Genomic DNA, 13,685 nt, shown 5'->3' on the forward strand with positions numbered 1-13,685 from the left:
CATTTACGCCGCCCTCCGGCAGTGAATCATTCACGCACTGCTAAAGGCCAGTGGACATAGCTCTGCCACTGGCTTTCTTGTTCAATCAACTCTTTCCCCAGCGGATGTTGTTCCAGCCAGTCCGGCGGTAGCGCCAGGGTGAGAATTTCATTCGATGCCTGTAGCGTAATAGCTGGCACCAGATCGTCACGACGGCGGCTGGCGAAGATAATCGCCAGTCTGAGCAGACGACAAAGATGCTCCGCCACACGCGGCGGTACGGCATTTTGCTGATGCAACGACGAGAGATCGACCGGGTTGGTCTGATTTAACAATAGCGTGGCGAGCAGTTTTTTCTGTGCGGGCGTGAAGCCCGGCAGATCCAGATTACGGACCAGATAGGCGGCATGCTGAGGCGCTTGCTTAAAATCAACGCTCAGGCCTATCTCGTGCAGCTGGCAGGCGCTGATCAGCAGTTCGCGGCTGATCGGCTCAAGATGCCACTCATTTTCTACCTGATCGAGAAAACTCACCGCCAGATTCGCAACGCGATGCGCCTGTTCGGTATCCACCATAAACCGGCGCTGAATATTACGCAGCGTGCGGCTGCGAATATCCTGATCCACCGCAAGATGCAGCATCCCGTAGACCAGCCCTTCACGTAATGCCCCACCGGCCAGGGTCATACACTGAATATTGAGTTCGGTGAAGATGGCGATAAGAATAGCCAACCCGCTGGGGAACACCAGCGCTCGTTCCAGGGTTAAGCCTTCAATTTCAAGCTCTTCCAGACGACCGCAGTGAATCGCCCGCTGTTTCAACTGCTGCAGTTTCGCCAGCGTGATGCGCTCATCCATCCCCTGCGCCATCATGATTTCCTGCAACGCCTGAACGGTACCGGAGGCACCGACGCAGACTTTCCAGCCGTGATAGCGAAGTTCATCGGCGACCGGGCGCAGCACATCGCGCGCCGCTTTTTCCGCTTCGTCGAAATTCTCTTGTGCCAGATTGCGATCGGTAAAGTAGCGTTCGAGCCAGGTGACGCAGCCCATTGACAGGCTGAACAGGGAGGTGGTTTGCGCACCTGTTCCGGTGACCAGTTCGGTGCTGGCGCCGCCGATATCGACGACCAGACGCTGATCCGCTCCGCCAGTGGTGTGCGCCACGCCCTGATAAATCAGGCGCGCTTCTTCTTCACCGCTGATGACCTGAACCGGACAACCGAGGATTTCCTGCGCTTTAGCGATAAACTCGCTGGCGTTTACCGCGATACGTAACGTAGCCGTAGCGACCACGCGAATTTGCGGCTGCGGAATATCCTGAAGGCGCTCGGCAAACAGACGCAGGCATTGCCAGCCGCGTTCCATTGCTTCAGCAGAAAGGACATTGTTGCTGTTCAGACCGGCGGCCAGACGCACTTTGCGTTTAATGCGCGTGAGCGTCTGGATGCTGCCCGCTACCTCGCGTACGACCAGCATATGAAAACTATTGGAACCGAGATCGATAGCGGCGTACAACGAGGTAGAATTCATACACTTCATCCTTCAACCGGTATCTGTGCTGGCTGCGTTTTTTCACCCGAATCACTGAAAGTAAGCTCATCAGGATTCGTTTTCTTGCCGCCCTGATACAGGCTGAATGATGTTGTGTATGGCATAACTTTTTTAACCTGAACGACGACGATTACGCGGAGCACCGCCAGAGCGGCGCGGGCCATTGCCAGGGCGCGTACGCGTCAGGCGCAGCGGCTTCGGCAGATTGTTCATCAACGCTTCCGGGTTGTATTTACTCACCGGAATCGAGTGACCAATGTAGGTTTCAATCGCAGGTAGGTTCAGGGCGTACTCTTCACAGGCCAGGCTGATCGAGTGACCGCTTGCGCCAGCACGGCCCGTACGACCGATGCGGTGTACGTAGTCTTCGCAATCGTCCGGCAGATCGTAGTTAAATACGTGCGTCACGGCAGGAATGTGCAGGCCGCGCGCGGCAACGTCGGTTGCGACCAGAATATCCAGATCGCCACGGGTAAATTCGTCGAGAATACGCAGACGTTTTTTCTGCGCCACATCGCCAGTCAGCAAACCAACGCGATGACCATCGGCGGCAAGATGACCCCAGATATCTTCGCAGCGGTGTTTGGTGTTCGCGAAGATGATGGCGCGATCCGGCCACTCTTCTTCGATCAGCGTTTGCAGTAAGCGCATTTTCTCTTCGTTAGACGGATAGAAAAGCTCTTCTTTAATACGGTGACCCGTTTTTTGTTCCGGCTCGACTTCAACGTATTCGGCGTTGTTCATCTGTTCGAACGCCAGTTCACGCACGCGGTAAGAGAGGGTAGCAGAGAACAACATGTTCAGGCGTTGGTTGGCCGGCGGCATGCGGCGGAACAGCCAGCGAATATCTTTAATAAAGCCCAGATCGTACATGCGATCGGCTTCATCGAGGACCACCACCTGGATGGCGCCCAGGTTGATGTGATTCTGTTTCGCGTAGTCGATCAGACGACCCGTGGTGCCGATGAGAATATCGACGCCGCTTTCCAGCACTTTTAGCTGTTTGTCGTAACCGTCACCGCCGTAAGCGAGACCCAGCTTCAGACCGGTCGTCTGTGCCAGCGGCTCGGCATCAGCGTGGATCTGCACGGCTAACTCACGCGTCGGCGCCATAATTAAGGCGCGTGGCTGGTTCACCTTGCGATCGTCAATCGCGGGATGAGAGAGAAGATAATGAAACGTTGACGTCAGGAACGCCATCGTTTTTCCGGTACCGGTTTGCGCCTGCCCTGCAACATCGCGACCAGCCAGCGTAAGCGGCAGTGCGAGGGCCTGAATGGGCGTGCAGTTGTGAAAGCCTTTATTTTCAAGGGCTTCGATAACCTTTGGGTGCAGGGCGAAGTCGGAAAACTTCTGTTCTGTTAAATGTGTTTTGCTCATAGTGTGGTAGAATATCAGCTTACTATTGCTTTACGAAAGCGTATCCGGTGAAATAAAGTCAACCTTTAGTTGGTTAATGCTGTACACAAATCATTCATGATGCGTCGAGGCGGCAAGCGAACGCGTCCACAAGAACGTACAGAGTACGTGACCTGGACGATGAGTGAAGCCAACAAAGAGGCAGCTTAAAGGATGATGTGTATACACCAACACACCAGGCTTATTCCTGTGGAGTTTATATGAGCGATAAAATTATTCACCTGACTGACGACAGTTTTGACACGGATGTACTCAAAGCGGACGGGGCGATCCTCGTTGATTTCTGGGCAGAGTGGTGCGGACCGTGCAAAATGATCGCCCCGATTCTGGATGAAATCGCTGACGAATATCAGGGCAAATTGACGGTTGCTAAACTGAACATTGACCAAAACCCAGGCACTGCGCCGAAGTATGGTATCCGTGGCATCCCGACCCTGCTGCTGTTCAAGAACGGTGAGGTTGCAGCGACCAAAGTGGGCGCACTGTCCAAAGGTCAGCTGAAAGAGTTCCTCGACGCGAACCTGGCGTAAGCCGGACGTCTCATGTTCGGGCGACCTGAATCCTAATTGATTCGGATGACTGGACGCCCGACTTGAGTCGTGCTAAGTTAGTGTTGACTTCGTATTAAACATACCTTATTAAGTTTGAATCTTGATAACTCCAATACTTCCCGTTTTTTCTCGCACGCGAAGTGGACAGATTCCTGGCTTATCATTCAATCCGTCTTGTCGTTTCAGTTCTGCGTACTTTCCTGTGACCAGACAGCGAACAGACATGAGTTGATGGCCGTAAACAGGCATGGATGACCCTGCCATACCATTCACAACATTAAGTTCGAGATTTACCCCAAGTTTAAGAACTCACACCATTATGAATCTTACCGAATTAAAGAATACGCCGGTTTCTGAGCTGATCACTCTCGGCGAAAATATGGGGCTGGAAAACCTGGCTCGTATGCGTAAGCAGGACATTATTTTTGCCATCCTGAAGCAGCACGCAAAGAGTGGCGAAGATATCTTTGGTGACGGTGTGCTGGAGATATTGCAGGATGGATTTGGTTTCCTCCGTTCTGCAGACAGCTCCTACCTCGCCGGTCCTGATGACATCTACGTTTCCCCCAGCCAAATCCGCCGTTTCAACCTCCGCACTGGTGATACCATCTCTGGTAAGATTCGCCCGCCAAAAGAAGGCGAACGCTACTTTGCGCTGCTGAAAGTTAACGAAGTTAACTACGACAAACCGGAAAACGCCCGTAATAAAATTCTCTTCGAAAACTTAACCCCGCTGCACGCAAACTCTCGTCTGCGTATGGAACGTGGTAACGGCTCTACCGAAGACTTAACGGCGCGCGTTTTGGATCTGGCTTCACCAATCGGTCGTGGTCAGCGTGGTCTGATCGTCGCACCGCCGAAAGCCGGTAAAACCATGCTGCTGCAAAACATTGCGCAGAGCATCGCTTACAACCACCCTGACTGTGTGTTGATGGTGCTGCTGATTGACGAACGTCCGGAAGAAGTGACCGAGATGCAACGTCTGGTGAAAGGTGAAGTTGTTGCTTCTACCTTCGACGAACCGGCATCCCGTCACGTTCAGGTAGCGGAAATGGTGATCGAGAAAGCGAAACGTCTGGTTGAACACAAAAAAGACGTTATCATTCTGCTCGACTCCATCACCCGTCTGGCACGTGCATACAACACCGTGGTTCCGGCTTCCGGTAAAGTGCTGACCGGTGGTGTGGACGCTAACGCTCTGCATCGTCCGAAGCGTTTCTTCGGTGCGGCGCGTAACGTGGAAGAGGGCGGCAGCCTGACCATCATCGCAACGGCGTTGATCGATACCGGCTCTAAGATGGATGAAGTCATCTACGAAGAGTTTAAAGGCACCGGTAACATGGAACTGCACCTCTCTCGTAAGATTGCTGAAAAACGCGTCTTCCCGGCTATCGACTACAACCGTTCCGGTACCCGTAAAGAAGAGCTGCTCACCACTCAGGAAGAGCTGCAGAAAATGTGGATCCTGCGCAAGATTATTCACCCGATGGGCGAAATCGACGCAATGGAATTCCTCATTAATAAACTGGCGATGACCAAAACTAACGACGACTTCTTCGACATGATGAAGCGCTCGTAAACGAGCTCTCAGCCGAAAACGCCACGTTTTTACGTGGCGTTTTGCTTTTATGTCTGTAATCTTAACGACAAGTTAACAAATCAGGGGTTATTGTCCTCCGCTGCACGTGCGTCAGCCATCAAGTGCGACACGTGGTTAATAATTATACAAAACAGACGGTTCGGAGTGGAGTTTCCCTTCTGAATACAGGCCTTCGTGGTTATACTTCTGCTTATAATTTTCTCTGAGAGCACGCATTGTGAATTTACTGACAGTCAGTACTGATCTCATCAGTATTTTTTTATTCACGACACTGTTCCTGTTTTTTGCACGGAAGGTCGCAAAAAAGGTCGGTTTAGTGGATAAACCCAACTTCCGTAAACGCCACCAGGGATTGATACCGTTGGTTGGGGGCATCTCAGTTTATGCGGGGATTTGTTTCACATTTAGCATTGTGAATGTCTATATCCCCCACGCTGCTCTCTATCTGGCTTGTGCCGGTGTCCTGGTCTTTATCGGTGCACTGGACGATCGCTTTGATATTAGCGTAAAAATACGTGCCACCATTCAGGCTGCTATCGGCGTAATTATGATGGCGGTGGGCAAGCTTTATCTCAGCAGCCTCGGTTATATCTTTGGCCCGTGGGAGATGGTGCTCGGCCCGTTTGGTTATTTCCTCACGCTCTTCGCCGTATGGGCCGCGATCAATGCCTTCAACATGGTGGATGGTATCGATGGCTTATTAGGCGGGCTCTCCAGCGTCTCATTTGCCGCAATGGGGCTTATTCTGTGGTTTGATGGACAGACCAGTCTGGCTATCTGGTGCTTTGCCATGATCGCCGCCATCCTGCCCTATATCCTGTTGAACCTCGGTGCGCTTGGCCGTCGCTATAAAGTATTTATGGGTGACGCTGGCAGTACGCTGATTGGTTTTACCGTTATCTGGATCCTGCTTGAAACTACCCAGGGTAAAACGCACCCGATAAGCCCGGTTACCGCGCTATGGATCATCGCCATTCCGCTGATGGACATGGTGGCCATCATGTATCGTCGTCTGCGTAAAGGGATGAGCCCGTTCTCGCCAGACCGTCAGCATATTCATCATTTGATCATGCGTGCAGGGTTTACTTCACGTCAGGCGTTTGTCCTGATCACGCTAGCCGCCGCAATACTGGCCTCGATTGGCGTGCTGGCGGAATATTCTCATTTTGTCCCGGAATGGGTCATGCTGGTGCTCTTTTTGCTAGCATTCTTCCTCTACGGTTACTGCATTAAACGTGCCTGGAAGGTGGCGAGGTTCATTAAGCGCATGAAGCGCAGATTACGAAGAAACCGTGATAACAATCCAAAATTAACCAAGTAAATGAGGGTGCGATGACTCAACCATTACCGGGGGCACACGTTGTGAGCGCTGAAAATGAACTGGATATTCGTGGGTTGTTTCGTACCTTATGGGCCGGGAAGGTGTGGATTGTCGGTATCGCGCTGTTATTCGCGCTGATCGCGCTGGCGTATACTTTTTTTGCTCGTCAGGAGTGGAGCGCGACCGCGATCTCCGATCGCCCCACGGTGAATATGCTGGGGGGTTACTATTCCCAACAGCAGTTTTTGCGGAATCTGGATGCGAAAGCGGACAACGCGTCAGGTGATCAACCTTCGGTCATGGACGAAGCCTATAAAGAGTTTGTGATGCAACTGGCCTCCTGGGATACGCGTCGCGACTTCTGGCTGCAAACTGACTATTACAAGCAGCGGATGGTTGGCAACAGCAAGGCCGATGCCGCCATGCTGGATGAGATGATCAACAACATTCAGTTCACTCCCGGTGATTTTGCCCGTGCCATTAACGACAGCGTCAAGCTGATTGCCGAAACCGCACCTGATGCGAACAATCTGCTGCGTCAGTATGTGGCGTTCTCCAGCCAGCGTGCGGCAAGCCATCTCAATGAAGAACTGAAAGGCGCGTGGGCCGCGCGGACCGTGCAAATGAAGGCGCAGGTCAAACGTCAGGAAGAGGTGGCGAAAGCAATTTTCTCCCGCCGCGTGAGCAGTATTGAACAGGCGCTTAAAATCGCTGAACAGCACAATATCTCCCGCAGTGCGACCGATGTGCCAGCGGATGAATTACCGGATTCGGAGCTGTTTCTGCTCGGACGTCCCATGCTCCAGGCACGCCTTGAAAATTTACAGGCGGTCGGCCCCTCTTTCGATCTGGACTACTTCCAGAATCGAGCCATGCTAAATACATTGAATGTGGGCCCCACGCTGGACCCGCGTTTTCAGACCTATCGCTATTTGCGTACACCGGAAGAACCGGTAAAACGCGATAGCCCGCGCCGTGCCTTCCTGATGGTGATGTGGGGCATCGTGGGGGGGCTTATCGGCGCAGGTGTTGCGTTAACCCGCCGCCGCACGATTTAGCACGACTGCCGCAGTGAGGGGCTGGGCCCTCACTGACTATTCGAAGAGAATCGATGTGAAAGTACTGACTGTATTTGGCACGCGACCGGAAGCCATAAAAATGGCACCTCTGGTGCATGCGCTGGCAAAGGATCCTGATTTCGACGCAAAAGTCTGCGTCACCGCGCAGCACCGGGAGATGCTCGATCAGGTATTGAATCTCTTTTCTATTGTTCCTGATTACGATCTCAATATTATGCAACCGGGTCAGGGATTGACAGAGATAACCTGTCGGATACTGGAAGGGCTGAAGCCTATCCTCGCTGACTTCAAGCCAGATGTGGTACTGGTACACGGAGATACCACCACCACGATTGCGACCAGTCTGGCCGCGTTTTATCAACGTATACCGGTCGGCCATGTCGAGGCCGGGTTACGCACTGGCGATCTCTATTCCCCGTGGCCGGAAGAGGCAAACCGTACGCTGACCGGGCATCTGGCGATGTATCACTTTGCGCCGACGGAGAACTCGCGGCAAAACCTGTTGCGCGAGAATATTGCCGACAGCCGCATCTTTGTCACCGGCAATACGGTGATCGATGCACTGATCTGGGTGCGCGACCGCGTTCTGGCTAGTGATACGTTGCGTTCAGAACTGGCCGAGCAGTATCCGTTCCTCAGTTCGGATAAAAAACTGATCCTCGTGACCGGTCATCGTCGCGAAAGTTTTGGCCGTGGATTTGAGCAGATTTGCCATGCGCTGGCGGAGATTGCGGCCGCCAATCAGGATGTGCAGATTGTCTATCCAGTGCACCTGAACCCGAACGTCAGCGAGCCGGTCAACCGCATTCTCGGTCATGTTGAAAACGTGACGCTGATTGAACCGCAGGACTATCTGCCCTTTGTCTGGCTGATGAATCACGCCTGGCTGATTCTGACGGACTCCGGCGGGATTCAGGAAGAGGCGCCGTCACTGGGCAAACCGGTGCTGGTGATGCGTGAAACAACCGAACGACCCGAGGCCATTACCGCCGGGACCGTGCGTCTGGTGGGGACAGACCCACAGCGCATTGTTGAAGAAGTCACGCGTTTGCTGCATGACGAAAACGAATATCAGGCTATGAGCCGCGCCCATAACCCTTACGGTGACGGGCAGGCCTGCGGCCGCATTTTACACGCATTAAAAAACAATCGGGTATCGCTATGAGTTTTTCTACCATTTCTGTTATTGGGCTGGGATATATCGGTTTGCCGACGGCGGCTGCCTTTGCTTCGCGCCAAAAGCAGGTGATTGGGGTGGACGTTAACCCGCATGCGGTGGAGACCATCAATCGCGGTGAAATCCATATTGTTGAGCCGGACCTCGATAACGTCGTGAAAACGGCGGTGGAAGGCGGTTTTCTGCGCGCCACCACGACCCCTGTCGATGCCGATGCGTATCTGATTGCAGTACCGACGCCGTTTAAAGGTGAGCATGAGCCGGATATGACCTATGTCGAAGCGGCGGCGAAATCCGTTGCGCCAGTGCTGAAAAAGGGCGCGCTGGTGATCCTCGAGTCGACCTCTCCGGTTGGCGCGACCGAACAGATGGCGGCGTGGCTGGCCGAAATGCGTCCGGATCTCACTTTCCCGCAGCAGGCGGGCGAGCAGGCGGATGTGAATATCGCCTATTGTCCTGAGCGCGTTCTGCCGGGTCAGGTGATGGTTGAACTGATCAAGAATGACCGGGTCATCGGCGGCATGACGCCGGTGTGCTCGGCGCGTGCCAGCGAGCTGTACAAAATATTTCTTGAAGGCGAGTGCGTGGTGACCAATTCCCGTACGGCCGAAATGTGCAAGCTGACGGAAAACAGCTTCCGCGACGTCAATATCGCCTTTGCGAACGAACTGTCGCTGATTTGCGCCGAGCAGGGGATTAACGTCTGGGAACTGATCCGCCTGGCGAACCGTCATCCACGCGTCAACATTCTCCAGCCGGGACCGGGTGTGGGCGGGCACTGTATTGCTGTCGACCCGTGGTTCATCGTGGCGCAGAATCCGTTGCAGTCGCGTCTGATCCGTACCGCGCGTGAAGTAAACGACGGTAAACCACACTGGGTCGTCGATCAGGTCAAAGCCGCCGTTGCGGACTGCCTGGCGGCGACGAACAAGCGCGCCAGCGAAGTGAAAATCGCCTGCTTTGGCCTCGCATTCAAACCCAATATCGACGATTTGCGTGAAAGCCCGGCAATGGGGATCGCAAAAAGTATCGCCCAGTGGCACAGCGGTGAAACGCTGGTGGTGGAACCGAATATTCACCAGTTGCCGAAAAAGCTGGACGGTCTTTGTACTCTTGCCGCCCTGAACGACGCGCTGGCGACGGCCGACGTGCTGGTGATGCTGGTCGATCATAGCCAGTTTAAAGCCATTCAGGGCGATGCTGTGCAGCAGCAGTACGTCGTGGATACCAAAGGAGTGTGGCGTTAATGAAACGGATTCTGGTGACGGGTGGCGCAGGTTTCATCGGCTCAGCGGTGGTACGGCATATCATTAATGAGACGGCAGATGCGGTGGTGGTGGTGGATAAACTCACCTACGCCGGCAATCTGATGTCGCTGACTCCGGTTGCGCAGAACGATCGCTTTGCTTTCGAGAAAGTGGATATTTGCGATCGTGCCTCGCTGGATCGGGTTTTTCAACAGTATCAGCCAGACTGCGTGATGCACCTGGCCGCCGAAAGCCACGTCGATCGCTCTATCGACGGACCGGCGGCGTTTATCGAAACCAACATTGTTGGCACCTACACGCTGCTGGAAGCGGCGCGGGCGTACTGGAGTGAACGGGCTGACGAGAAGAAATCGGCGTTTCGCTTCCACCACATCTCGACGGACGAGGTGTATGGCGATCTGCACTCGACGGATGATTTCTTTACTGAGACGACGCCCTACGCCCCTAGCAGCCCCTATTCCGCGTCGAAAGCCAGCAGCGATCACCTGGTGCGCGCCTGGTTGCGCACTTACGGTCTTCCAACCCTTATCACCAACTGCTCTAACAACTATGGCCCTTACCATTTCCCGGAAAAACTGATACCGCTGATGATTCTTAATGCGCTGGCGGGCAAACCGCTGCCGGTGTATGGCAACGGACAGCAGGTCCGCGATTGGCTGTATGTGGACGATCACGCGAGAGCGCTGTACTGCGTGGCGACCACCGGAGAAGTCGGTGAAACGTATAACATCGGCGGTCATAACGAGCGTAAGAATCTGGACGTGGTTGAGACGATTTGCGAGCTGCTGGAAACGCTGGCGCCGAACAAACCACAGGGTATCGCACATTACCGCGACCTGATTACCTTTGTGGACGATCGTCCTGGTCACGACTTACGTTACGCCATTGATGCGTCAAAAATCGCCCGTGAGCTTGGCTGGACGCCGCAGGAAACCTTTGAAAGCGGCATGCGTAAAACCGTGGAGTGGTATCTGGCGAATGAGGCCTGGTGGAAGCCCGTACAAGACGGCAGTTATCAGGGGCAACGTTTAGGTCTGAAGGGCTAATTTCCCGGAGGAGGAAGGCATGAAAGGTATCATTCTGGCGGGCGGCTCTGGCACCCGTTTGCATCCTATCACGCGTGGCGTGTCGAAACAGCTGCTCCCCATTTACGATAAGCCGATGATTTATTATCCGTTATCGGTGCTCATGCTGGCCGGCATTCGTGAGATCCTGATTATCACCACGCCGGAAGACAAAGGATATTTTCAGCGTCTGTTAGGCGACGGTTCTGAATTTGGCATTCATTTGCAGTATGCCGAACAACCGAGTCCGGATGGCCTGGCGCAAGCGTTTATCATCGGTGAGACGTTCCTGAACGGCGAACCTTCCTGCCTGGTGTTAGGCGACAATATTTTCTTCGGTCAGGGGTTCAGTCCTAAATTGCGCCATGTCGCCGCGCGTACCGAAGGGGCGACCGTGTTTGGCTATCAGGTGATGGATCCAGAACGGTTTGGCGTGGTGGAGTTTGATGACAATTTCCGCGCCATCTCGTTAGAAGAGAAACCGAAGCAGCCAAAATCTAACTGGGCGGTGACCGGGCTCTATTTCTACGACAGCAAGGTGGTGGAGTACGCAAAGCGCGTGAAACCATCTGAACGCGGCGAACTGGAGATCACCTCTATCAATCAGATGTACCTTGACGCAGGCAATCTGACCGTTGAGCTGCTGGGCCGCGGTTTTGCCTGGCTCGATACGGGAACGCATGACAGCCTGATTGAGGCGAGCACCTTTGTGCAGACGGTTGAAAAGCGTCAGGGATTCAAAATTGCCTGTCTGGAAGAGATTGCCTGGCGCAATGGCTGGCTGGATGATGACGGCGTGAAACGTGCCGCCAGCGCTCTGGCGAAAACAGGTTATGGCCAATATTTACTGGAGCTGCTTCGTGCACGTCCACGCCAGTATTGAGCCGCTGGGCTGGGAAAACCGCTTCTTTGGCATCAACAGCGCCATTGTCCGGCTGGATCCGGCGGCGCCATTATTGACCGCAGAAGCCTTACAGCCCTGGTCGCGGGTGCAGGCCAAAATCCCGGCGGCCAATACCCGCGAGCTGGATGCTCTGCAACAACTGGGTTTCGCGCTGGTGGAAGGGGAAGTCGATTTTGTTCTTCCTGTCGGGAAAAACAACGGTCAAACTGGCGCAGAAATTGCACAACTGACGGACATTCCGGCCTTGCGCCAGCTCGCTGCGGCGGCCTTTGCGCAAAGCCGCTTTCGCACGCCGTGGTATGCGCCTGACGCCAGCGCTCGCTTTTATGCGCAGTGGATTGAAAACGCGGTGCACGGCACGTTTGATCATCAGTGTCTGGTTCTTCGCACCTCAAATGGGGATATTCGCGGCTATGTCTCGCTGCGTGAACTGGATGACCGCGAGGCGCGAATCGGCTTGCTCGCCGGGCGTGGCGTTGGGGCAGAACTGATGCAGGCGGCGCTGGGATGGGCGCAGGTGCGCGGCAAAACAACATTGCGGGTGGCGACCCAGATGGGCAACACCGCCGCGCTTAAACGTTATATACAAAGCGGTGCGAATGTAGAAAGCACCGCGTACTGGTTATACAGGTGACAACATGATTCCGTTTAACGCACCGCCGGTGGTGGGTACCGAACTTGAGTATATGCAGTCTGCAATGGGCAGCGGCAAGCTGTGTGGCGACGGGGGCTTTACCCGTCGTTGTCAGCAGTGGCTTGAGCAGCGTTTTGGCAGTGCGAAGGTACTGCTGACGCCTTCCTGTACCGCCTCACTGGAGATGGCGGCACTGCTGCTGGATATCCAGCCGGGTGATGAAGTGATCATGCCGAGTTACACCTTCGTGTCGACCGCGAATGCCTTTGTGCTGCGCGGCGCTAAAATCATCTTTGTGGATATCCGTCCGGATACCATGAACATTGACGAAACGCGCATTGAAGCGGCGATCACCGAAAAAACGCGGGCGATTGTGCCGGTGCATTATGCGGGGGTGGCCTGTGAGATGGACACCATCATGGCGCTGGCGGATAAGTACAACCTGTTTGTGGTAGAAGACGCCGCGCAGGGGGTGATGTCGACTTACAAAGGCCGGGCGCTGGGAACGATCGGCCACATCGGCTGCTTTAGTTTCCATGAAACCAAAAACTACACCGCCGGTGGCGAAGGCGGCGCAACGCTGATTAACGATCGCAGCCTTATTGAGCGAGCCGAAATCATTCGTGAAAAAGGGACTAACCGCAGCCAGTTCTTCCGTGGTCAGGTCGACAAATATACCTGGCGTGATATTGGTTCCAGCTATTTGATGTCCGATCTACAGGCCGCTTATCTCTGGGCACAGTTGGAAGCGGCGGACCGCATTAATCAGCAGCGTCTGGCGCTATGGCAGACCTACTACGATGCCCTCGCACCGCTGGCGCGTGCGGGCAGAATTGAATTGCCATCCATTCCGGATGACTGCAAACAGAACGCCCATATGTTTTATATCAAGCTGCGCGACATTGACGATCGTAGCGCGCTGATTAACTTCCTGAAAGAAGCCGAGATTATGGCGGTGTTCCACTACATTCCGCTGCATGACTGCCCGGCGGGCGACAAGTTTGGTGAATTCTCCGGCGAGGACCGCTACACCACCAAAGAGAGCGAACGTCTGCTGCGCCTTCCGTTGTTCTATAACCTGTCGGCAGTGAATCAGCGCACGGTGATTACGACATTGCTGAACTATTTCGCCTGAT

General features: G+C 54.2%; 13 protein-coding genes. 11 read left to right on the forward strand and 2 right to left on the reverse strand.

The genetic code is table 11. The features are described from left to right. Window positions 1–26: 26 nt before the first annotated feature. Together gppA and rhlB are read right to left on the reverse strand one after the other, a co-directional pair. The gene (gppA, locus tag C2U53_RS10100; protein ID WP_042998786.1) at window positions 27–1,511 is read right to left on the reverse strand and encodes a guanosine-5'-triphosphate,3'-diphosphate diphosphatase; all 1,485 of its coding nucleotides are present in this window, start codon (window positions 1,509–1,511) and stop codon (window positions 27–29) included. Window positions 1,512–1,643: 132 nt separating this feature from the next. Further along, complete coding sequence (gene rhlB, locus C2U53_RS10110) at window positions 1,644–2,912, reverse strand: ATP-dependent RNA helicase RhlB (protein WP_042998787.1); 1,269 nt, start codon at window positions 2,910–2,912, stop codon at window positions 1,644–1,646. Between the two features lie 239 nt (window positions 2,913–3,151). Between rhlB and trxA the strand changes: the two genes are divergently transcribed. From trxA to rffA, 11 genes are all read left to right on the forward strand, one after another. Beyond that, a complete protein-coding gene (gene trxA, locus C2U53_RS10115) occupies window positions 3,152–3,481 on the forward strand; it encodes a thioredoxin TrxA (protein WP_001280776.1) in 330 nt (109 codons plus the stop codon). 133 nt (window positions 3,482–3,614) lie between these two features. Then, the gene (locus C2U53_RS10120) at window positions 3,615–3,734 is read left to right on the forward strand and encodes a rho operon leader peptide (RefSeq protein WP_071887707.1); all 120 of its coding nucleotides are present in this window, start codon (window positions 3,615–3,617) and stop codon (window positions 3,732–3,734) included. 87 nt (window positions 3,735–3,821) lie between these two features. Further along, complete coding sequence (gene rho / locus C2U53_RS10125; protein WP_002437993.1) at window positions 3,822–5,081, forward strand: transcription termination factor Rho; 1,260 nt, start codon at window positions 3,822–3,824, stop codon at window positions 5,079–5,081. 238 nt (window positions 5,082–5,319) lie between these two features. Further along, window positions 5,320–6,423: a UDP-N-acetylglucosamine--undecaprenyl-phosphate N-acetylglucosaminephosphotransferase gene (gene wecA / locus C2U53_RS10135; protein WP_042998788.1), complete on the forward strand. Its 1,104-nt coding sequence runs from the start codon at window positions 5,320–5,322 to the stop codon at window positions 6,421–6,423. An 11-nt stretch (window positions 6,424–6,434) separates the two neighbouring features. After that, window positions 6,435–7,481 carry an ECA polysaccharide chain length modulation protein gene (gene wzzE, locus C2U53_RS10140; RefSeq protein WP_042998789.1) on the forward strand — a complete coding sequence of 349 codons (1,047 nt, stop codon included), beginning with the start codon at window positions 6,435–6,437 and terminating at the stop codon, window positions 7,479–7,481. Between the two features lie 55 nt (window positions 7,482–7,536). Further along, window positions 7,537–8,667, forward strand: a complete 1,131-nt coding sequence (wecB, locus tag C2U53_RS10145; protein WP_042998790.1) for a non-hydrolyzing UDP-N-acetylglucosamine 2-epimerase — start codon at window positions 7,537–7,539, stop codon at window positions 8,665–8,667. After that, on the forward strand, window positions 8,664–9,926 hold the full coding sequence (wecC, locus tag C2U53_RS10150; protein ID WP_044267324.1) for a UDP-N-acetyl-D-mannosamine dehydrogenase: 1,263 nt from the start codon (window positions 8,664–8,666) through the stop codon (window positions 9,924–9,926). The genes wecB and wecC overlap by 4 nt, the downstream gene beginning before the upstream one ends. Continuing rightward, complete coding sequence (gene rffG, locus C2U53_RS10155; RefSeq protein WP_044267323.1) at window positions 9,926–10,993, forward strand: dTDP-glucose 4,6-dehydratase; 1,068 nt, start codon at window positions 9,926–9,928, stop codon at window positions 10,991–10,993. Before wecC ends, rffG begins: the two co-directional genes overlap by 1 nt. Window positions 10,994–11,012: 19 nt before the next feature. Next, entirely contained in the window at window positions 11,013–11,894 is an 882-nt protein-coding gene (gene rfbA, locus C2U53_RS10160) for a glucose-1-phosphate thymidylyltransferase RfbA (protein ID WP_042998793.1), read from the forward strand. Next, window positions 11,872–12,549, forward strand: a complete 678-nt coding sequence (gene rffC, locus C2U53_RS10165; protein ID WP_044267319.1) for a dTDP-4-amino-4,6-dideoxy-D-galactose acyltransferase — start codon at window positions 11,872–11,874, stop codon at window positions 12,547–12,549. Before rfbA ends, rffC begins: the two co-directional genes overlap by 23 nt. 4 nt (window positions 12,550–12,553) lie before the next feature. Next, on the forward strand, window positions 12,554–13,684 hold the full coding sequence (gene rffA / locus C2U53_RS10170) for a dTDP-4-amino-4,6-dideoxygalactose transaminase (RefSeq protein WP_044258283.1): 1,131 nt from the start codon (window positions 12,554–12,556) through the stop codon (window positions 13,682–13,684). Window position 13,685: the final 1 nt, after the last annotated feature.

The organism is Citrobacter sp. CFNIH10, from assembly GCF_002934585.1.
In the GTDB taxonomy this organism is placed as follows: Bacteria; Pseudomonadota; Gammaproteobacteria; order Enterobacterales; family Enterobacteriaceae; genus Citrobacter_A; species Citrobacter_A amalonaticus.

Excerpts from the sequence above, each read along its gene's own strand:
- wzzE (WP_042998789.1), top strand. The coding sequence starts at position 6,435 with ATGACTCAACCATTACCGGGGGCACACGTTGTGAGCGCTGAAAATGAA.
- gppA (WP_042998786.1), bottom strand. The coding sequence starts at position 1,511 with ATGAATTCTACCTCGTTGTACGCCGCTATCGATCTCGGTTCCAATAGT.
- wecC (WP_044267324.1), top strand. The coding sequence starts at position 8,664 with ATGAGTTTTTCTACCATTTCTGTTATTGGGCTGGGATATATCGGTTTG.
- rffA (WP_044258283.1), top strand. The coding sequence starts at position 12,554 with ATGATTCCGTTTAACGCACCGCCGGTGGTGGGTACCGAACTTGAGTAT.
- rho (WP_002437993.1), top strand. The coding sequence starts at position 3,822 with ATGAATCTTACCGAATTAAAGAATACGCCGGTTTCTGAGCTGATCACT.
- trxA (WP_001280776.1), top strand. The coding sequence starts at position 3,152 with ATGAGCGATAAAATTATTCACCTGACTGACGACAGTTTTGACACGGAT.
- rfbA (WP_042998793.1), top strand. The coding sequence starts at position 11,013 with ATGAAAGGTATCATTCTGGCGGGCGGCTCTGGCACCCGTTTGCATCCT.
- rhlB (WP_042998787.1), bottom strand. The coding sequence starts at position 2,912 with ATGAGCAAAACACATTTAACAGAACAGAAGTTTTCCGACTTCGCCCTG.
- rffG (WP_044267323.1), top strand. The coding sequence starts at position 9,926 with ATGAAACGGATTCTGGTGACGGGTGGCGCAGGTTTCATCGGCTCAGCG.